This window comes from Paenibacillus apiarius, from assembly GCF_017052585.1.
Lineage (GTDB): Bacteria > Bacillota > Bacilli > Paenibacillales > Paenibacillaceae > Paenibacillus_B > Paenibacillus_B apiarius.
Map to the genome: position 1 here is coordinate 1,553,999 of NZ_JAFFHZ010000001.1, position 19,023 is coordinate 1,573,021.

The window sequence follows — 19,023 nt, forward strand, 5'->3', positions numbered from 1 at the left end:
CCTCTCTCTTCATGCTATTCTGGCGTATTCATATTTTGAAACACATGGCCGGAATCCACGGTTAACTTGCTTCCCTGAACCCAGCGCACATCAACTTGTGCCAATAATCTCATTACACTGTATTGACCTTGCGCCAACGAACGGTGAATGAAGTCTTTCATCCGACGGTGAAACACAGCGACAAGCGGGTGGCGAGCTCCATCGGCTTCAACGGCAGCAGCATCCTCGCCTGCGTAACACTTCACAAGCGATTTCATCACGTCGGCTGTCATGTAGGGCATATCACAGGGCAAAATAACATACCGCTTGGCAGGATAGGCTGCCATCGCTGAATAGATTCCCGCAAGCGGTCCGCATCCCATGAATTCTTCGGCATCGGTGATCACGTTCATCTTCGGAAGAAATCGTTCCTGAAATTCCGGGCGTCCTACGACCACTACGTGAGAACTAATGCTCCGCAGTGCCTCATATGCAACTTCATAATAGAATCTGCCATTTGATTGGGCAAATGCTTTTGGAGATCCAAAACGCTTAGACAATCCCCCTGCAAGAACAATGCCGACCGTATCCATCAACCGCCGCTGACCGGGGGAATAAAGGCAATCGCGTCCCGGGCACGAATAACATCGTCTGGCCGAGCGTACTCTTCATTCACTGCAACAAATAATGTTTTGTTCTTAAAATCGGGATAGGTTTCTTTGGCCCAATCCATGAGCTCTTGAACAGTCCATTCTGCACGATCTATGGTTTCTTCGGACTTTCCTGTTATCTCGCGCAGACCTGCAAAATAACATACACGAATCATTCCATCCCCCTCCTTTGCGCGGGCTTTTTCTGTTCGCCAATCCATTCCTCGCCGTTTTCCCATATTTCTTTTTTCCAGATCGGCACCATCTCTTTGATCCGTTCAATCGCATACTCATTTGCCTCGTAGGCAGCTTTCCGATGCGGTGACGACACCGCGATGACGACTGCCGTATCTGAAATATGAAGCTCACCAATCCGATGGGCAATGGCAACGCGCGTGCCCAGCCACTTCTCTTCAATCTCGGCACCGATTTGCGCAAGTTTCTTTTCCGCCATCGGCACATAGGCCTCATATGCCAAGTATAACGTTCTCACACCTTGTGTCCACTCTCGCACATGACCCGTGAACGTAGTCACAGCGCCTGCGCCTGGATGCAATACCAATTCCATAACCTGCTGAACATTCAGGGGACCGTCGATAATCTCGTATTGCTTCATTTAACGCTCACCTTCTAAATAGTCTAACATCCATTCATCTATACAAGCCTCATCCTGATTGCCCAGCACCGTAATATCTTCGTCCCGCTCGATATTCGCATCCTTATATGCCAAGACAAGTACGATATTCGATGCTTTCTGCAAACCATCCCATTCTTCCTTCGTGCGTACAATGACCACTTTGGGCTCCAGCGCTTCCTTAAAGCCCTCTACGAAAATAATGTCTGGCTTGGCCAACGCAGCTAACTTGATTAATTCTGGAAGCTCGGGCCCGCCCTCCATATGCATCTGAACCAAACCGCCGCCAACTGCGATAGAGCTCACAGCTCCCTGAGACAGGAACTTCATGCTGTCTGTGTCTGCAGACGGCATGGAGAGCGGTCCGCCGTGTCCATGATGCTTAATCACCGAGACACGCAAACCTCGGGCTAACAGGAATTGAATCCATTTTTCGATCCGTGTCGTTTTCCCGCAATTTTTATAGCCTACTACCTGCAATATTTTCATAGTACCCACTCCGCGGACCCTTCCTCACCCCCTAATAAAAGCACGTCCACTTCGCGTCCCGCTTCATATCCCGCGGATCCGCCCGGGAGCACGATCAATGCGTTGCCCCGCGCAATCGAAGACACCGCATTCGATTTATTAAATCCTGCAGGCGTTACTAGCGCCCCATTCGGGGTCGCCTGATACACAGCGCGGATAAATCGCATAAATGGATTGGCTTTGAGGAAATTTTCGGTCAATGCAGCCTTTGCATAAGGTAAATATGGCTTCTGACTGCCCATCATCTTCATCATTGCGGGACGAACGAAGAGTTCAAACCCGGTAAAGCACGCGGAAGGATTCCCTGATAATCCAAACAAGAGCTGTCCTTGAGCAACGGCGGCCGTCGTTACGCTTCCCGGCCGCATCGAAACTTTATTGAACAAGACCTCAGCACCCAAACGCTCATAAATGGCCGGTAAATAGTCAAAATCCCCAACCGACACGCCGCCTGTCGTAATCAGACAATCCGTCTCGCTCAAGGCTTGAACGACTGTCTCATAACAAGCATCCAGATCATCTGCAAGCATGCCATAGGAACGGCTTTCAATTCCTAAACGAGCAAGCTGTGCCGCAATCATGGGACCGTTACTGTTCCGGATTTTGCCGGGGACAAGCTCATCTTCGACTTCGAGCAATTCGGTGCCTGTAGCAAGAATGCCTACAATCGGTTTGCGGGCTACACGAACCCGATCATATCCGAACGTTGCAAGAAGCGCGATCGTTCCGGGATGAATGAACGCCCCTGACGGGATCAGCTCTTCCCCTACTCGGGCATCTTCCCCTTGAAGAGAGACATTTTCATACGGTTGAAATGGCTTGCGAATGGTAAACACCGGCTCGGACACTTCCGCTTGCTCTAACATAACTACCGCATCCCCGTGTTCCGGCATCGCAGCCCCTGTCATCAGACGAACCGCCTCCCCTTCAGCAAGCGGCGCCTTAGCCACATGTCCGGCCCCAATACGATCAATAATACGAAACGAGATGCGATTTATACCCGATGCGCCGATCGAATCCACGGACCGAATCGCAAACCCGTCATAAGCTGAACGGTTAAAATGAGGAACATCCTGCTTCGCGATGATCGGCTCTGCCAAAATACGGCCATATGCCGCGCCAAGCGGCACCGTTTCATGTTGGCTCAAGCGCGCATGAGCGAGCACTTTGACAATGGCATCGGACACGGATACCGGTTTTCTCATTACATTCATAAACATCTTCTCCTAGCGCATATTGTGTTATACTACGGATTATTATGAAAAAGAGGGTGTGAAACATGTCCGAATTAACACATTTTAACGAACAAGGCCGGGCTAAAATGGTCGATGTCAGCGAGAAGCAGGAAACGGTGCGCACTGCCGTCGCGAAGTCCTCCATTCTGGTCAATGAAAGCATATATAAGCAAATTTCAGAGGGAGCGAACAAAAAAGGCGATGTATTCGCCGTCGCACAAGTCGCGGGCATCATGGCTGCCAAGCAGACCTCATCGATTATTCCAATGTGCCATCCCCTCGCGTTAACCGGGATCAACATTCAGTTCGAATGGAACATCAATCAGGCAGCCGCTCACTATGAAGTGCTGATTTTGGCAGAAGTGAAAACAAAAGGCCTGACAGGCGTTGAAATGGAAGCTCTCACCGCTGCCTCCGTCGCTGCATTAACGATCTATGATATGTGCAAAGCCGCTGGCAAAGAGATGATCATTGGTCCCACCATGCTGATGCATAAAACCGGCGGGAAAAATGGCGATTTTACACGTCAAGCGAACTAAATATGGCGTCCGCTTGCAGGGTGAGCCATTGCCGCCTTGCAAGTTGTTCCGTTTCAGTGAAAGGGAATAACGCTGAAAGAACCCACGTAGCGGACCACTTCTCCTGCGCCGTCTTTCACTGCATTAATGGTCAGAAGTTCCCTATATTCTTCCCCGCTCTTCCGGCGGTTCCAAATCTCCCCTTGCCATTGACCCGTTTGCCTAATTTCATTCCACATTTCCTCGTAAAATGCTCTAGACTGCTTCCCTGATTTTAAAATGCTTGGTGTGCGATCGATGACCTCTGCCTCTGTATAGCCTGTCAGCTCCGTAAATGCCGGGTTAACGGCTTGAATAACTCCCATCGAATCAGTGACTAGAATCCCTTGGCCTGTGGATCGAAACACTTCGTCCGACAAGGCAAGCCGATCCTGGTAATACATCCATACGACGAGGATCAGACTGGCTAGAGCGACTTGGGACAACGCCATGAACCCGATTGAATATTGCCCCGTGATGGAGTAAATACTCGATAACATCAACGGAGGGAAGAAACCGCCTAACCCGCCCATCATCGATACGATCCCATTCACCGTTCCCGCCTGCTTGTTGAAATATTGTGGGACAAGTTTGAAAATAACGCCATTTCCCAGCCCCGCACACACTGCTATTGTCAAACTGCCTGCCGTATAGAGCCCAATTGATGGCGAGAACGCAAGGAGAATGGCAGCCATGGTCAGGCCCAAGAATACGCCCATAAGCAAAAATAAAGGCTTGAACTTATCACCCAGCCATCCGCCGAGCGGACGCATGAACGTAGCCAAAGCGATAAACCCGGCCGTACGCATTCCTGCATCGACTTTATCAAGCTCAAAGTGAGAGACTAAAAAATTCGGCAGATATACCGTAAATGCGACGAACGAACCAAACGTTATAAAGTAAAAAAGCGAGAAGAGCCATAGTTTGTCGTTCTTATAGACACCCTTCATTTCTTCCATAATCGGTGTTTTCGCTCTTACTTCTTTCCGATCACCGAAGAATAGATTCAATACGGCAAAGACCAAGAGCAGAACGAGAAAGAGCTTCACCGTTAACGACCAGCCTACTTGGGTCGCAATGACCGGCGCTGCAAAGGTCGTAATCGCCGTCCCCAGATTGCCGATCCCGTACACCCCGTTGACTAGCCCGTGTCTTTCCTTCGGATAGTATTTCGGCAGCGACGTTACGCCGACGGAGAACACCGCGCCCCCAATGCCCAGAAACAATCCGCCAATGACCAAATCGGTAAATGAAGAAGCCTCGCTGATATAGAAGACCGGGAAAAGAAGCAGAATAAAGCTGACCAAGAAAACGATGCGCGCTCCAAAGACGTTGGCATAGTAACCCAACGGGATCCTTAGAATCGAGCCCAGCACAACTGGAATCGCAGTCAGAATCGCCAGCCGCTCTGCCGGAATTGGAATATCCTCTTTAATAAATGGAAGAAGCGCCGAAATAATAACCCAGACCATAAAGCCAAGCACCAAGTTTAGCGTTTGCAATGGCAATTGTATTTTTCTTATCATCACATCACCTAATTCCCAAGTACTGAATGACAATATATTGATTCCCATGTCTATTGTAAATGGGTGGCGAGCAAAAAAATAATAGGGAAATCCCCTGATTCTTCAGAGGAAATCCCTATATGTGCGTTAAAAATCAAGCAACTTCTTTTTGAGCGCATACTCGACAAGCTCCGGCCGGCTTTTCAAGTGCAGCTTTTCCATGATTTTCGTCTTGTGCACTTCAACAGTCTTGACGGAAATGAACAATTTCTCCGCGATTTCTTTATTCCCAAAGCCCTTGGCAACCAAAGGAAGAATTTCAATTTCGCGTTTGGTTAATAACTTGAAGGGATCGGAGTCACTGGATTCTTGGTCTTTCTTAATAAATTCCCTTACAAGGGACGTCGCCATTTTGGAATGAATGTAAGTGCCGCCTTTATAAACCGTTCGAATCGCGGACAGCAATTCCTCATCCGGCGCATTTTTTAATACGTACCCCGCTGCCCCGTTCTTAAGAACATGGAACAAATATTCTTCATCGTCATACATCGTAAGAATCAATATTTTCGTGTCCGGAAAATCACTGCTAATCTTCCCCGTTGCAATCAATCCGCTCTCGCCGGGAGGCATGCTTAAATCCATCAATAGGACGTGAGGCTTATGCTTGGCAACCATCTGGTAAGCCTCCATCCCATCCGCAGCCGTGGCGACAACCTCCATGTCATCCTGATAATTCAGGATCATGGAGAAGCCGCTTCGAACTACGGCGTGATCATCTGCGATGACTATTTTCACATTTCATCCTCCTCTCATTCAATCGGCGACAGTGGAATGTGAAGATGAATCGTCGTTCCCGCACCAATCTCCGATAGAATCAACAAGCGACCGTGGACTAGCTCAGAGCGTTCACGCATGCCGAATATTCCAAGCCCCGTCCCTTTTGGATCCCTTGTATTTACATGAAACCCGGAGCCTTCATCACGCACGATAAGCTGCAGGTTCCCTTGCTCCTCAAACAATCTTACGTGTATTTCATCCGTATTCGCATATTTAAGAGCATTCAGCACCGCTTCCTGGCATATCCGGTAGACTACCGTTTCGATCTCACTGCTGTAACGGGCAGACGAAAGCTCGGAATCAAAATGTACCAGCAGGCCATAGTTCTTCTCAATCCATTTGAAGTGAGAGCGAAAAGCTGCCTCTAAACCCAGATCATCGAGTGACGCCGGGCGCAATTCGACCGATAAATGACGAATATCATCCAATAATCTTGTTAATGAAGCTTCGGTCTGCTGCAGCTTGTTCATCACGACTTCGTCCACATTCATATATTTTAAGCAGCGTAAATCTACGAGGGAACTCAATAATTCCTGCGCAACACTGTCATGCAATTCGCGCGATATCCGCTTTCGTTCATCCTCTTGCGCTTTGATGACATATTTCATCATATTGGTTCGATACAGCATTTCCTGAGTTTTAAATTGCTTGGTCAAATTAAGCAGGATGAAGACACGAATGCCTTGTGCCTCATCGATCGTATGAAAGCTGGCTGCATAAGGCACAATTCCCTGCCCCCGCGTATTCAAGTAGACTTGGAAAGAGGAGAAATCCCCCTCATTATCGTCTAAAAAGCAGTTAGAACAGGACAGCACCGCTTCTTCATTCGTATAGCCCGCACAAGACTGGCAGATCGAAGTCTTTTTCTCCCTATGCATCTGCTCAATCACATCGATGTCGAGGATAGTCTCTGCAGCCGGATTCATGGCCAGCACTTCCCCTTCCGCACCGATAAAAAAGATAGCTTCCATGCTGTTCTCGTACATATTCTTCAGCAACTGGGATAGCTGAATTTCGTTCATTTGAATCACTGTTCTACCATCTCCCTGGTTAAGCAAGGGCCAAAATTCGGCTCGATGCCTTGCTGAAATGCGCGAAGCAGGGACTCTGTTAATTGATTCTCACAACGAAAGCCTACAAGCAATACACCTGCAACACGGCTATTTTTCCACAAGGGGACAGCACCCAAGCTTTGAAGCTGCTCCGACACAATAATCGGATAATTGAACATATCTTTAGGATCGAGGTCAGTATTCACGTTCTTGATGAGCATCGGCTTCCCCGTTTTGAACACCATGCCAGCAATCCCTTTGCCTGAATGCAATACAATCCGTTTAAAGCGATTGTTTAAATTGCCCGAAGCATATTGCCACGTTAGCACAAATTGATTTTCTGCCGGCTGTACAAGAGCGATGGAAACAAAGTCAAAATCAAATCGTTTCCGAAGTGTGTCGATTTCTTGCTGATAGTCAAAATTCGGTTCATCATGCATCCCAATTACTCCCTCGTTAATTGAAAAGAAGGCATGACACCTTCTCCTCCTATAATCCGTGTTTACGATTCTTTCTATACAGGATATAACTTCTCCCTACATAATTCAACGGAACACTCCAGACGTGAACCAGCCTTGTGAACGGCCAAAGCGCAAAGATGGAGAAGCCCGACAAAATGTGAATTTTAAAAGAGAGCGGCACATCCGTCATCAAGCTGGCATCCGGACGCAAGATAAATAAGTTGCGGAACCAGATTGAAATGGTTGACCGATAATCGAAACCGGGCTCGACGACATTGGTAACGACCGTGCTGTACAATCCCATAACCACAATGAATAGCAGCAACAAATTCACGATAATATCCGACGCGGAGCTTAATTTACGAACATTCTTTATGGTCAGCCGGCGAGCTGTCAGCAGCAGCATTCCGCCCAGCGTGAGGAATCCAAATAGGCTTCCGATGTACACCGCCCCGATGTGATACATATGATCGTTGATACCGATGGCATCCATCCATGACTTGGGAATGCCCAGGCCTGCGATATGCCCTCCGATTACGGGAAGGATGCCCAGGTGGAACATGAGACTGCCTAGCTTGAGACGCTTTTTTTCGATAAATTCACTGGATTTGGCTGTCCAATTGAACTGATCATTGCGATAACGAAAGATGTGGCCAACAACAAATACAACGATGCACATGTAAGGGAAGATGACCCACAGGAATTGATCAAGCAAGTTCATGGTCTGGCGCCTCCTGACGGATACAAGCTTTCAATGTTTCGCGCAAGGCTTTCATGATGTGAAAATAGGGACTATTGCCTTTGTCCAGTGATTGCAGAAGATGGTAGGTACCGTCCTCGATTACGCTGATGAGGACACCGAAGTCCCTCTCTGCCTGCGGATATCCCTGCCACTCTGCGGCGTAGATAAACTCGCACATCAGCGGCAGGTAATCTGATAATTCATTGTCAGGCATATCCAAGCCGAACATTTGATACAAGATTTTCAGCTTGGCAAGCATTTGCCCGCGTTCCTTCGTATCCTCGAATTTAAAATAGGTCATATACAAGGTTGAATCCTTCTGAAAATCAAAGGTTTGCACATACAGCTCTTCAATTTGTTCCATACTATAGTCATGCATGAGATTCCAGAATCGCTCAACATGTTCATAGGCCGGATCTGTTGGATCTAGCAATTGATTCATGACGGATGGGTGAAAATCGAGTTTCTCCGGGTACGTTAACTGCTGAGCGAAAAAACCGAATATAGGCTTATATTCATATAGCTTCTCGAGATTAATCACGCCATATTCCCCCATAGAAGTTGTCGTCGTAGCTGTCTTTGCCGCTCTTGTTGACCGATGGCCCTGCAGGTCCGCAGCCTCCGCAATTCATTCCGAAGCCTTCCGTGCCTTGCGCATGATAGGTGTCATAATAGCTTTCTTTATGTGAGGTCGGAATGACAAACCGATCCTCATATTTAGCGATCGCAAGCAATCGATAAATTTGTTCGGTCTGATGCGCCGTCAACCCCAGGCGTTCTAGCCGTTGTTCTTCAAAAGGCGTGCCTAGCGATAAGGCCCGCATATAGGACCGCATCATCGCCAGCCGTTGCAGCGATTCTTTCACAGGTTCCGCATCGCCAGACGTTAGCATGTTCGCCAAATATTGAATCGGCATCCGCATTTCCTCGATTGCCGGGAATATCATATCCGGATTCTGAATCGAATCCTTGCCTTCAAAATAGTTCATGATCGGGCTGAGCGGCGGCACATACCATACCATCGGCAGCGTCCGATATTCAGGATGCAACGGGAAAGCAAGCTTGTATTCAATCGCAAGCTTGTATACCGGTGAATGCTGAGCCGCCTCGATCCACTCTTCGGTTAAGCCGTCTGCCCGCGCCTGCGCAATCACTGCGGGATCATGCGGATCCAGGAACAAGTCACATTGGGCTTGATACAGCTCCTTGTCATCCGGTATGGAAGCCGCCTCCTGCACTCGATCGGCATCATACAACAACACGCCCAGGTAACGAATACGTCCCGTACATGTCTCCGAGCATACCGTTGGCAGACCGGCCTCAATTCGCGGGAAGCAGAACGTGCATTTTTCCGCTTTATTGGTCTGCCAGTTGAAGTATACCTTCTTATAGGGGCAGCCTGTCATACAGTAACGCCAACCGCGGCAAGCCTCTTGGTCTACCAAAACAATGCCGTCCTCATCGCGCTTATACATAGCCCCGGACGGGCAGGATGCAACACAGCTCGGGTTCAAGCAGTGCTCACAGAGCCGTGGCAGATACATCATGAACGCTTGCTCAAAATCAAATTTGATCTCTTCTTCAATCTTCTTGATGTTCGGATCCTGCGGACCTGTGACATGCGCGCCCGCCAAATCATCTTCCCAGTTCGGGCCCCACTTCAGATCCATATTGTCGCCTGTAATAGCCGACTTCGGACGAGCTACAGGCTGGTGCTTCTTTTCTCCGGCATTGGTCAGGTGTTCATAGTTGTACGTCCACGGTTCATAGTAATCTTTCATTTCAGGCATATCCGGGTTATAAAAAATTTTCCCGAGGGCAATCTTGGACAGCTTGTTCCCCGATTTCAATTCGAGCTTTCCGTTCTTCAGGGTCCAGCCTCCCTTGTAATGCTCTTGATCCTCCCATCGCATCGGGTAGCCGATGCCCGGCTTCGTCTCTACGTTGTTGAACCACATGTATTCGGCGCCAGAACGATTGGTCCATGTGCTCTTGCACGTCACACTGCAGGTGTGGCATCCGATGCATTTGTCCAAATTCATGACCATGGCAATTTGCGCCTTAATCTTCAAGCCACTCGACCTCCTTCATTTTGCGGACGGCAACATAGATATCCCGCTGATTTCCAATCGGACCATAATAGTTGAAGCCATAGCTGAGCTGAGCATAGCCGCCTACCATTTGAGTTGGTTTCACGTGAATTTTCGTCGGCGCGTTATGACTTCCGCCGCGATCCTTCGTAATCTCCGAGCCCGGCACGTTAATATGCTTATCTTGCGCGTGATACATGAACATCGTGCCTTTCGGCATGCGGTGGCTAACGACCGCCCGAGCTGTTACCACACCGTTGCGGTTATACACTTCAAGCCAGTCGTTATCTTGAATATGATGCGCCGCCGCATCCTCATTATTGATCCAGACGGTCGGACCGCCGCGGAATAAGGTCAACATGTGCAAGTTGTCCTGATACATGCTGTGAATATTCCATTTGCCGTGCGGAGTTAAATACCTAAGGACCAACGCGTCCTTGCCCCCAACAATCTGCTTGTCGCGCGATCCGAATACCATCGGCGGAAGTGTCGGTTTATATACAGGCAACGCTTCGCCAAACTGGAGGAAGATTTCATGATCGATATAGAAATGCTGTCTCCCGGTAAGAGTACGGAACGGAACAAGACGTTCAATGTTCGTCGTGAATGGCGAATACCGTCTCCCCATCTTGTTGGACCCGCTGAATACCGGTGTTGGAATGACTTCGCGCGGCTGAGCCGTAATGCTTTGAAACGTAATCCGTTCAGCTGCGCGATCGGCTGAAATATCCTTCAGCGCAACGCCCGTGTCTTGCTCGGCCGATTCCCAAGCGCGCTGAGATACCTTCCCGTTCGTCGCAGAGGATAAATTCAAGATCGCGTCTGCTGCTTGGCGCGCCGTATGAAGCTTCGGCAAGCCATTTTTAATCGAGTCATCGAAATAAGCGCCGTTGATCCGTTTCAATTCTTCATACTCTTCAGCAACCGAGAAGCTGACACCGTGAGCGCCTACTTTGCCTGTTGCAAGGTTCGGGCCGAGCGAGACATACTTGTCGTAAATTTTTGTGTAATCACGCTCTACAATAGACAAGTTTGGCATGGTTTTCCCTGGGATCGCCTCGACTTCCCTCTTGCGCCAATCTTTAACTTCACCGAAAGGTTGTGCAATTTCGCTTACAGAATCATGGGTGAGCGGCGTAGCGACCAGATCCTTATACACGCCTGGAAGATACTCTGTCGCCAAATCCGAGAAGGTCTGCGCAATTGTCCGATAGATATCCCAATCGGATCGGGATTCCCATAGCGGATCGACCGCAGGGTTAAACGGATGCACGAACGGATGCATATCCGTGGAGGATAAATCCGTTTTTTCATACCAAGTTGCTGCCGGCAATACGATATCCGCATACATCGGCGTCGCAGTCATTCGGAAGTCTAAAGCAACCAAGAGATCAAGCTTTCCCTCTACCTCTGCGCGCCATGTGATTTCTTCCGGCTTGTCTTCCTCGTTCGGCGTGGACAATAATCCGTCCCCTGCGCCGAGCAAATGCTTCATGAAGTACTCTTGCCCCTTCGCCGAGCTTGAGATCAGATTGGAGCGCCACACAAATAAGGAGCGCGGGAAGTTCACTGGCGCATCAGGATCCTCAACGGCAAACTGGGTCTCACCAGATACAATTTGATCAAGTGCCTGTTTAATAATGCCCTCGTTCGTCACGGTTCCTTGTTGTCCTGCTTCCTCGGCAAACGCCAAGCTGTTCTTATTGAATTGCGGATAGGATGGCAGCCATCCAAGACGTGCAGCGAGCACATTATAATCCGCCGGATGCTGGTAGCGGATGTTCCCGCCCGTTGGCGATTTCAACGATTCTGCACCCATCTCCTCATATTTCCACTGATCGGTTGCAAAATAGAAAAAGGATGTCGCATTTTGCAGCCGAGGCGCCCCTTGCCAATCCTTGGCAAAGGCAATTGCAGACCAGCCTTCAATCGGACGGCACTTCTCCTGGCCTACATAGTGCGCCCAACCGCCTCCGTTCACGCCTTGCGAAGCCGTTAATATAACCAAGTTCAGTATCGAACGATAAATCGTATCGCTGTTAAACCAGTGGTTAATCCCCGCACCCATGATAATCATGGAGCGTCCCCCGGTATCCAGCGAATTCTGAGCGAATTCGCGGGCAATTTGAGTCACTATGGATGGCTTAACACCCGTGATTGATTCCTGCCATGCAGGTGTATAGGATGATGATGCGTCATCATACCCTTTCGCCTCAAGATCGCTGCCGATGCGGCGTACGCCATATTGACTCAGCATCAGGTCATATACCGTAACGGCTAGCCGTTCCGTCCCATCGGCAAGCTGGATTTTCCGGGCTGGTATTGGACGCCTAAAAACCCCATTTCCGGTATTGTCGAAGTACGGGAACACCATCTCTTTCCATTCGACGCCATGGGGTTCAACGGATAACGCCGGCATGATCTTCGTTCCGTCTTCACGTTCCAGAATCAAGTTCCACTTTTTGTCCTTCTCCCAACGCTGCCCCATCGTTCCATTAGGAACCGTGATCATATTCGTTCCTTCATCCAGAATGACCGGCTTCCATTCGGCATGCTGCGAAGAATCTCCCAGATCGCTCGCTCGCAAGAAACGGCCCGCTTTATAAGATCCTTCATGCTGATCTAATAGAATCAGGAATGGCATATCTGTATATTGCTTCGCATAATTCAGGAACATCGGCTCCTGGCGCTCGTTATAAAATTCACTCAAAATGACATGCGTCATGGCTTGAGCAATCGCCGCATCCGTTCCCGGATTCGGAGCCAGCCAGTTATCTGCGAACTTCACATTTTCCGCATAATCCGGCGCCACCGACACAACCTTCGTTCCCTTATATCGAACCTCTGTCATAAAGTGTGCATCCGGCGTACGCGTTAGCGGCACGTTCGAGCCCCACATGATGAGGTAGCCTGAATTGTACCAGTCGCTCGACTCGGGCACATCCGTCTGCTCGCCCCAGATTTGCGGCGATGCTGGCGGAAGATCGGCATACCAATCATAGAAGCTCAGCATTTCACCGCCCAGCAGCGAGATGAACCTTGCGCCTGACGCGTAACTAATCATCGACATCGCAGGTATGGGCGTGAAGCCGGCAATACGATCGGGTCCATACTTGCGAATCGTATAGATGAGCTGTGCTGCGATTAATTGCGTCGCAGCCTCCCAAGACACGCGAATGTGACCGCCTTTTCCGCGCGCTTGCTTATAAGATAACGCTTTCTCTGGATCCTCCACAATGCTTGCCCAAGCCGCGACCGGATCCGAGGTTTCCTGTAAAGCCTGCTTCCACAAGCGCCACAACCGGCCTCGCATATACGGGTATTTCACGCGCAGCGGGCTATATTCATACCACGAAAATGAAGCGCCGCGCGGGCAACCGCGCGGTTCAAATTCAGGCATATCCGGACCGCATGATGGATAATCGATCTGCTGATTTTCCCATGTAATAATTCCGTTCTTCACAAATACCTTCCAACTGCAGGATCCCGTACAATTGACGCCGTGCGTAGTGCGCACGACTTTATCGTGCGACCAGCGCCCGCGATACATGTTCTCCCATGTGCGATCCTTTTCCTCGAGAATCGACCAGTTGCCTGAATAGCTTTCTGTTGGCTTAAAGAACCTCAGTCCAAATTTCCGTTTCATTTGGAGATCACTACTCCTTCTGCAGAATGACAAAGATTTGACGGGAATCAATGATTTGTCTATTCTTATACACTCATTATGAAAGGGACTCATTTTCATTCCTATAAGGGGAAATCCCTATATCCTAGCGGGGAAATCCCTCTTTCTTTCAAATGCCGTCATTCGCAGGCGAAGTTGGTTAACTTAGTGAATCATAGCCCTTGGAGCATCTGCACTTTTCTGAATGAAAAAATGTCTAACAACTCCTAACGTAAAGCTATAAAAATATGTATAAAAAGGAATTATTGTTTTGTTCATCAGGTATATATCCGATAAAATGAAAATGCAATTCGAATTTTCATCCAAAAATAGGGGGTTTTGCTTGTGAGGAAAAAAATGGTTTCTGCGTTTTTGGCCGGGTTGATGTTATTTTTGATGATTCCAGTAGCATCGGTCTTTGGAGCGGCAAAGGTGGGAGAAACTTTAACGAAGCCCGAGGAAGGTTGGAAGAGGTATTCTTATAAATCTCCTCAAATCACTTACTCGGGCAATGGATGGCATGAATATGGAGGCATCGAATATGAGACAACCGCTAAAGATGCCGCCTTTCAATTTAACTTTAAAGGCACTTCATTCCGTATCATCTCAATCAATTATTCATCTGCTTCGGATAACATTGCCGTTCTCATAGACGGTAAAGAGGCAGGAACACTTTCCTTGAAAGGCACTTCAGATTATACAGCTCGATTAAAATACGAAGTTGACGGATTGTCCGACAAGGAACATTCCGTACAATTCATCAACAACAAAACCGGAGAGTATATCATCCTGCAAGGGATTGACCTTCCGAATGCAGCAGAATTGATGCCTTATAACCCGGACATTCCTGCAGAACCTGCTGCACCGGAACTGGACGTTACATCAGTTACCGATCTTGTTTATCTCAATGAGACGTTTTTTGTGCAAGTTGCTCTAAACCACGCGCAAAATATTTATGCCGAAGATTTCACGCTCGACTACGATAAAACCCGCTTTCAACTCGTTGGTGTAGAAACAACGGACAACATGATGCTCGTCCATCAAAGCAATGCCGATCCCTTGCGATTAATTACAGCAAGCAAAGGACGGGAAAACGGGATCAACGGAACAGGGATACTCGTTAACTTGAAGTTTAAAGCCATTGGCTTAGGAAAAGGGAAAATAGACGCTACTAAAGCGAAAATAGCCGACAATGGCACAATCGAAATAACACTGGCGCCTGAAAACGTTGGTGAAAAAACAATTGAAGTTATCGCTGGCTCGAAGTCTGATTTTAGTCTTAAACACTTGGGCGAGCTCGCATTTCATTATGAAGCTGACAAATCCAATCTTTCTGCCGATTTACAAAATCTGTTAGGACAAACAGGAACAGTCGGTGATGTCGATTTAAATCAACTCGTTCAAGAAATTTTGGCAAATCCAAAATATGATTTCAATAATTAAAGGTTATGAAAATGCTCTTCTATACCAGAGGAGCATTTTCTATGTTTATGAGGTCCTTTATGTGCTGACAGGAGCTTAAGATCGATCTGCAAGCGATAGTCCCTTGTCGGCAAGAGCGGGCCTAGAGCTAGTCTGGTTAGGCAGGATTAATATCGTTGATTAGCGGGGAACTGAAAAGAATATAGCAAAAAAACGGCATCTCTGCCGTTTTGATTACATAACTGGTGGGTTCTGAGGGGCTCGAACCCTCGACCTGATGATTAAGAGTCAACTGCTCTACCAACTGAGCTAAGAACCCATATTCGATACTGGGTTCAAGGGGGATCGCTACATCCCGATTGAACGAAGCTATTATGGTGAGTGGCACCACTAAGTGATAATCTCCATAACTGGCTACTTCTTTATTCTAGACCTTTTGAGCAGATTTGTAAACTTATTTATCCTGACTAATTTTTGGTGAGTTTTCCTATTTTGGAACCTCAGATGGGGCATTATTTTAGGGATGTGCTCCATGTTTTAGCTGCCTTCCATGCGTATGTCTGATGTCATGAATCGCAATAGCTGGATGCTTTTTATGTAGCGGGAGACCTCATCACTATCATTGACGAAATCTCCCACTATGAGGATTAAAGTACTAATGCATGAAATTAACAGAACAAATAACCATAACTTCGATTCCTTTATTCTTCTTGAATCATTATTTTGACATTCGTATGAGCAGCGGCTGGAGTGTTGGCTGTAAAGAGTACCTTCGCATCACTTGTCGCTACGTTCCATCCTGTAATTATATTTCCAAATGCTTGTGCAATTTTCGTTGCTACATCAGCTGCCGACTCTGTACCCGTGAGTGTCACATTTACAGAGATAGGTGCCGACCCATCCGTAAACGTTACATGAAGGTTTCCTGCTGCTTTGGCACCATTAGTGATCGTTAATGCTGCAACTTTCGTGCCACCTACAGTCGTTGCAGCCCCTGCTGTGGTAATCGTGCTACTCGGCGTTCCTACTCCTGTTAACATTTCTTCTACCGTTACGGCAACATTATCATTATTCGCTGCTGGTGCTTGAGCTGTGAACTTCACATTCGCACCGCTTGCTGTTACATCCCATCCGCTAATCGATGTGCCAAACGCCATAGCGATAGCGTTGGCTACCTCCTCAGCCGTTTCTGTTCCTACTATAGATACATTTACAGAGACGGGAGTTGTACCGTCGGTGTAATTCACATAGAGCGATCCTGGAGCTGTTGCTCCGTTGAGCACCGCTAAGGTTACAACTTGCTCAATCCCCGTATTAGCTGTAGCATCACCTAAGGTAGTAATCGTACTATCTGGCATTCCTATTCCTGTGTAATCTCCCGATAGTCTTGCTACAGCCTTTGTATTATTAGCAGCGGGAGCATTGGCTGTAAATATTACTCTCGAACTGTTTGTAGATACGTTCCAACCCGGAATAGAGCTGCCGAATGCGGCAGCAATTTTATCCGCTAGCTGAGCCCCTGTTTCTGTGTCCAGCGTCATTACATTTACAGTTACAGATGCTACACCATCCATGAATTTAACGCCAACAGGTCCTCCGCCTGATATAGAACCGGGAAGCGTCAATGTTACAACCTGTGATGTGTTTGAGCCTAAGTTACCAGGAGTAGTTATTGTGCTTCTTGGTGCGCCTACTCCCGACGCCTCAAAGACAATTACTGAAACATTTTCATTATTCGTCGCTGGTGTTTGGGCTGTGAACTGGACATCTGAACCGCTCGTCGTCACATTCCAGCCCGGAATAGAGCTGTCGAATGCGGCAGCGATTTTCTCAGCTACCTCCTCAGCCGTTTCTGTTCCTGCTAAGTCGATTTTTACACGAACAGGCGTTGTGCCATCCGTGAACTCCGCATAGAACGAATCTTTCACTTTTGCACCGTTCGTTATCGATAATGTTGCGACTTGCGCAGTGCCTGCAATTGCCTCAACGCCTGAGGTAGTAATCGTACTATTTAACGTACCCACTCCTGTTGCGATATCCTCTACTGTAGCTTTCACATTCGCATTATTCGCTGCAGGAGCGTCAGCTGTAAAGAGTACATTTGTACCGCTTGCAGTTACACTCCACCCCTTTATAGTCGATCCAAATGCCGTAGCAATTTCTGCTGCTACATTAGCCGCAGTCTCTGCACCAGTCAGTGTTACATTTACAGACACAGGTGTCGTTCCATCCGTGAACGTTGCACGAAGTGTTCCCGCTACTGTTGCATCATTCATTATCGTTAGTGTTGCAACTTGAGCGGCACCCGTAGTCGATGAATTTTCTATGGTAGTCGTATATGTCACACCGGTAACAGTAGGTAACGCTGGTTCTGGTTCTGGTTCTGGTTTTGGTTTTGATTCTGGCTTTGATTCAGATTCAGATTCGGACTTAGATTCATATATATATATGATTTCAGTTTTAGTTTTAGATTCAGATTTAGTTTCTAGTTCAGTTTTAGAATTAGCTTCCGGTTTTGTTTCTGGTGTAGGAGTCGTAGGAGTCTTGCCGTTATTGTTTGTAGGTGTCTCTGGAGTTGAGCTTTTCGCTCTATCCAGCATCACAACGGCCTCTGCCCGAGTAATGTATGCTTTCGGTTTAAAAGTATGGTCTGAATACCCTATAATAATGTTTTTGGATGCTGTAGCACCTACTACACCTTTGCTCCATGACGCTATTGTTGAAGCATCTTTAAATACATTTGCTGTCTGTTCCTCGTTAGACATATTCAACAGATTTCCTACAATAACTGCCGCTTCTTGGCGGCTTAGGAATTTGGAACTGCGTATAGACTTATCTGCATAGCCTTGTATGTAGCCTTCCTTTACTGCTTTCTGAACTTCTGTGTATTCCCAATTTGATTCTTTCATATCAGTGAAGCTTATGTTAGTAGTTTGATTGAATTGAAACAAACGATTAACTAGAGCCATGAATTCTCCACGCGTAATGGTGTTATTCGGTTTGAGAGAACCGTCGGGGTATCCCTTGATCAGACCTTGAGCAATCCAGTTTCTTAATTGGTTTTCCGCCCAATGTCCTTCAATATCCGAATAAATCGTTTGACCGAACGCAACTCCGATTGAGGCAAACATTAAACTTATCATTAGAACGATGGTCAAAACTTTACGGGCAATTTTTCTAGCGATCATTTGAAACCTCCACTTTAACTATATTTTTCTATGGTGCTCAAAACAGGAGTTAACCAGCCCCTTCTGGATTCACGCTTGGAATCGTATTTGGGTAATAAGTAGTGATTGAGTATGCGCCAATCTGTCATGACAACCACTCCTTAGGACCTATATTTTATTACTTTCAATTTATCGGCTTCCCATAACCTTTTTATTAGGAAGAAAATCTCAGGAGAGTAATGGAATCCATACAAGTAGGTTTATCAACAAGCAGACGGACTTTAAGCAAATATGTGCTGAATAACTAAAAAAGCAACCTGTTAAAGGTTGCATGAGGATGCGATTTCGTTGACGAGCCTAAAAAACTTTCAGATCCATAAGTTCGTCTGCCAACCGCGAACCATTTCGTCGTGGGTAAGGTTGCTTTCATTGTTAGTTCAATCTTTGATTAATCATCTTGATGTTACTCTCTATGGCCGCACAAAAAAAGTGCTGCCCCA

16 protein-coding genes and 1 tRNA gene are annotated in these 19,023 nt (G+C 47.5%); 2 read left to right on the forward strand and 15 right to left on the reverse strand.

Annotation, left to right across the window (positions count from 1 at the left end; genetic code table 11):
* Nucleotides 1-14: 14 nt before the first annotated feature.
* The 5 genes from JSQ80_RS07130 to JSQ80_RS07150 are packed head-to-tail and all read right to left on the reverse strand — an operon-like array spanning nucleotide 15 to nucleotide 3,005.
* Nucleotides 15-572, reverse strand: a complete 558-nt coding sequence (locus JSQ80_RS07130) for a molybdenum cofactor guanylyltransferase (RefSeq protein WP_206094861.1) — start codon at nucleotides 570-572, stop codon at nucleotides 15-17.
* Nucleotides 572-805 carry a molybdopterin converting factor subunit 1 gene (gene moaD, locus JSQ80_RS07135; protein WP_087431889.1) on the reverse strand — a complete coding sequence of 78 codons (234 nt, stop codon included), beginning with the start codon at nucleotides 803-805 and terminating at the stop codon, nucleotides 572-574. The genes JSQ80_RS07130 and moaD overlap by 1 nt, the downstream gene beginning before the upstream one ends.
* Nucleotides 802-1,245, reverse strand: coding sequence for a molybdenum cofactor biosynthesis protein MoaE (locus JSQ80_RS07140; RefSeq protein WP_206094862.1), 444 nt, complete (start codon nucleotides 1,243-1,245; stop codon nucleotides 802-804). The genes moaD and JSQ80_RS07140 overlap by 4 nt, the downstream gene beginning before the upstream one ends.
* On the reverse strand, nucleotides 1,246-1,752 hold the full coding sequence (mobB, locus tag JSQ80_RS07145) for a molybdopterin-guanine dinucleotide biosynthesis protein B (protein ID WP_206094863.1): 507 nt from the start codon (nucleotides 1,750-1,752) through the stop codon (nucleotides 1,246-1,248).
* Nucleotides 1,749-3,005, reverse strand: coding sequence for a molybdopterin molybdotransferase MoeA (locus JSQ80_RS07150; RefSeq protein WP_206094864.1), 1,257 nt, complete (start codon nucleotides 3,003-3,005; stop codon nucleotides 1,749-1,751). The genes mobB and JSQ80_RS07150 overlap by 4 nt, the downstream gene beginning before the upstream one ends.
* A gap of 65 nt (nucleotides 3,006-3,070) precedes the next feature.
* On the opposite strand from JSQ80_RS07150, the gene moaC reads away from it, so the two are divergent.
* Nucleotides 3,071-3,565 carry a cyclic pyranopterin monophosphate synthase MoaC gene (gene moaC, locus JSQ80_RS07155; RefSeq protein WP_087431885.1) on the forward strand — a complete coding sequence of 165 codons (495 nt, stop codon included), beginning with the start codon at nucleotides 3,071-3,073 and terminating at the stop codon, nucleotides 3,563-3,565.
* 53 nt (nucleotides 3,566-3,618) lie between these two features.
* Here the strand turns inward: moaC and JSQ80_RS07160 are convergent, their stop codons facing one another.
* The 8 genes from JSQ80_RS07160 to JSQ80_RS07195 form a co-directional block, all read right to left on the reverse strand.
* Entirely contained in the window at nucleotides 3,619-5,109 is a 1,491-nt protein-coding gene (locus tag JSQ80_RS07160) for a nitrate/nitrite transporter (protein ID WP_206094865.1), read from the reverse strand.
* A gap of 126 nt (nucleotides 5,110-5,235) precedes the next feature.
* Nucleotides 5,236-5,883 carry a response regulator gene (locus tag JSQ80_RS07165; RefSeq protein WP_206094866.1) on the reverse strand — a complete coding sequence of 216 codons (648 nt, stop codon included), beginning with the start codon at nucleotides 5,881-5,883 and terminating at the stop codon, nucleotides 5,236-5,238.
* Between the two features lie 14 nt (nucleotides 5,884-5,897).
* Nucleotides 5,898-6,956 carry a sensor histidine kinase gene (locus JSQ80_RS07170; RefSeq protein ID WP_418888871.1) on the reverse strand — a complete coding sequence of 353 codons (1,059 nt, stop codon included), beginning with the start codon at nucleotides 6,954-6,956 and terminating at the stop codon, nucleotides 5,898-5,900.
* Nucleotides 6,953-7,417 (reverse strand): GAF domain-containing protein, encoded by a 465-nt coding sequence (locus tag JSQ80_RS07175; protein WP_206094867.1) that lies wholly within the window; start codon nucleotides 7,415-7,417, stop codon nucleotides 6,953-6,955. Before JSQ80_RS07175 ends, JSQ80_RS07170 begins: the two co-directional genes overlap by 4 nt.
* 49 nt (nucleotides 7,418-7,466) lie before the next feature.
* Complete coding sequence (narI, locus tag JSQ80_RS07180; protein ID WP_206094868.1) at nucleotides 7,467-8,159, reverse strand: respiratory nitrate reductase subunit gamma; 693 nt, start codon at nucleotides 8,157-8,159, stop codon at nucleotides 7,467-7,469.
* The gene (narJ, locus tag JSQ80_RS07185; protein ID WP_206094869.1) at nucleotides 8,146-8,721 is read right to left on the reverse strand and encodes a nitrate reductase molybdenum cofactor assembly chaperone; all 576 of its coding nucleotides are present in this window, start codon (nucleotides 8,719-8,721) and stop codon (nucleotides 8,146-8,148) included. The genes narI and narJ overlap by 14 nt, the downstream gene beginning before the upstream one ends.
* On the reverse strand, nucleotides 8,714-10,252 hold the full coding sequence (narH, locus tag JSQ80_RS07190) for a nitrate reductase subunit beta (RefSeq protein ID WP_206094870.1): 1,539 nt from the start codon (nucleotides 10,250-10,252) through the stop codon (nucleotides 8,714-8,716). The genes narJ and narH overlap by 8 nt, the downstream gene beginning before the upstream one ends.
* Nucleotides 10,242-13,916: a nitrate reductase subunit alpha gene (locus JSQ80_RS07195; RefSeq protein WP_206094871.1), complete on the reverse strand. Its 3,675-nt coding sequence runs from the start codon at nucleotides 13,914-13,916 to the stop codon at nucleotides 10,242-10,244. The genes narH and JSQ80_RS07195 overlap by 11 nt, the downstream gene beginning before the upstream one ends.
* 363 nt (nucleotides 13,917-14,279) lie before the next feature.
* Here JSQ80_RS07195 and JSQ80_RS07200 point away from each other — a divergent pair, with 363 nt between their 5' ends.
* Complete coding sequence (locus JSQ80_RS07200) at nucleotides 14,280-15,377, forward strand: cohesin domain-containing protein (RefSeq protein ID WP_206094872.1); 1,098 nt, start codon at nucleotides 14,280-14,282, stop codon at nucleotides 15,375-15,377.
* A 222-nt stretch (nucleotides 15,378-15,599) separates the two neighbouring features.
* Here JSQ80_RS07200 and JSQ80_RS07205 read toward each other — a convergent pair.
* Together JSQ80_RS07205 and JSQ80_RS07210 are read right to left on the reverse strand one after the other, a co-directional pair.
* Nucleotides 15,600-15,675: transfer RNA gene (locus JSQ80_RS07205), tRNA-Lys, on the reverse strand.
* A gap of 382 nt (nucleotides 15,676-16,057) precedes the next feature.
* On the reverse strand, nucleotides 16,058-18,544 hold the full coding sequence (locus JSQ80_RS07210; protein WP_206094873.1) for an S-layer homology domain-containing protein: 2,487 nt from the start codon (nucleotides 18,542-18,544) through the stop codon (nucleotides 16,058-16,060).
* Between the last annotated feature and the right edge of the window lie 479 nt (nucleotides 18,545-19,023).

Excerpts from the sequence above, each read along its gene's own strand:
- JSQ80_RS07195 (WP_206094871.1), bottom strand. The coding sequence starts at position 13,916 with ATGAAACGGAAATTTGGACTGAGGTTCTTTAAGCCAACAGAAAGCTAT.
- moaD (WP_087431889.1), bottom strand. The coding sequence starts at position 805 with ATGATTCGTGTATGTTATTTTGCAGGTCTGCGCGAGATAACAGGAAAG.
- narI (WP_206094868.1), bottom strand. The coding sequence starts at position 8,159 with ATGAACTTGCTTGATCAATTCCTGTGGGTCATCTTCCCTTACATGTGC.
- JSQ80_RS07140 (WP_206094862.1), bottom strand. The coding sequence starts at position 1,245 with ATGAAGCAATACGAGATTATCGACGGTCCCCTGAATGTTCAGCAGGTT.
- mobB (WP_206094863.1), bottom strand. The coding sequence starts at position 1,752 with ATGAAAATATTGCAGGTAGTAGGCTATAAAAATTGCGGGAAAACGACA.
- JSQ80_RS07210 (WP_206094873.1), bottom strand. The coding sequence starts at position 18,544 with ATGATCGCTAGAAAAATTGCCCGTAAAGTTTTGACCATCGTTCTAATG.
- JSQ80_RS07130 (WP_206094861.1), bottom strand. The coding sequence starts at position 572 with ATGGATACGGTCGGCATTGTTCTTGCAGGGGGATTGTCTAAGCGTTTT.
- JSQ80_RS07160 (WP_206094865.1), bottom strand. The coding sequence starts at position 5,109 with ATGATAAGAAAAATACAATTGCCATTGCAAACGCTAAACTTGGTGCTT.
- JSQ80_RS07150 (WP_206094864.1), bottom strand. The coding sequence starts at position 3,005 with ATGAATGTAATGAGAAAACCGGTATCCGTGTCCGATGCCATTGTCAAA.
- moaC (WP_087431885.1), top strand. The coding sequence starts at position 3,071 with ATGTCCGAATTAACACATTTTAACGAACAAGGCCGGGCTAAAATGGTC.
- JSQ80_RS07175 (WP_206094867.1), bottom strand. The coding sequence starts at position 7,417 with ATGCATGATGAACCGAATTTTGACTATCAGCAAGAAATCGACACACTT.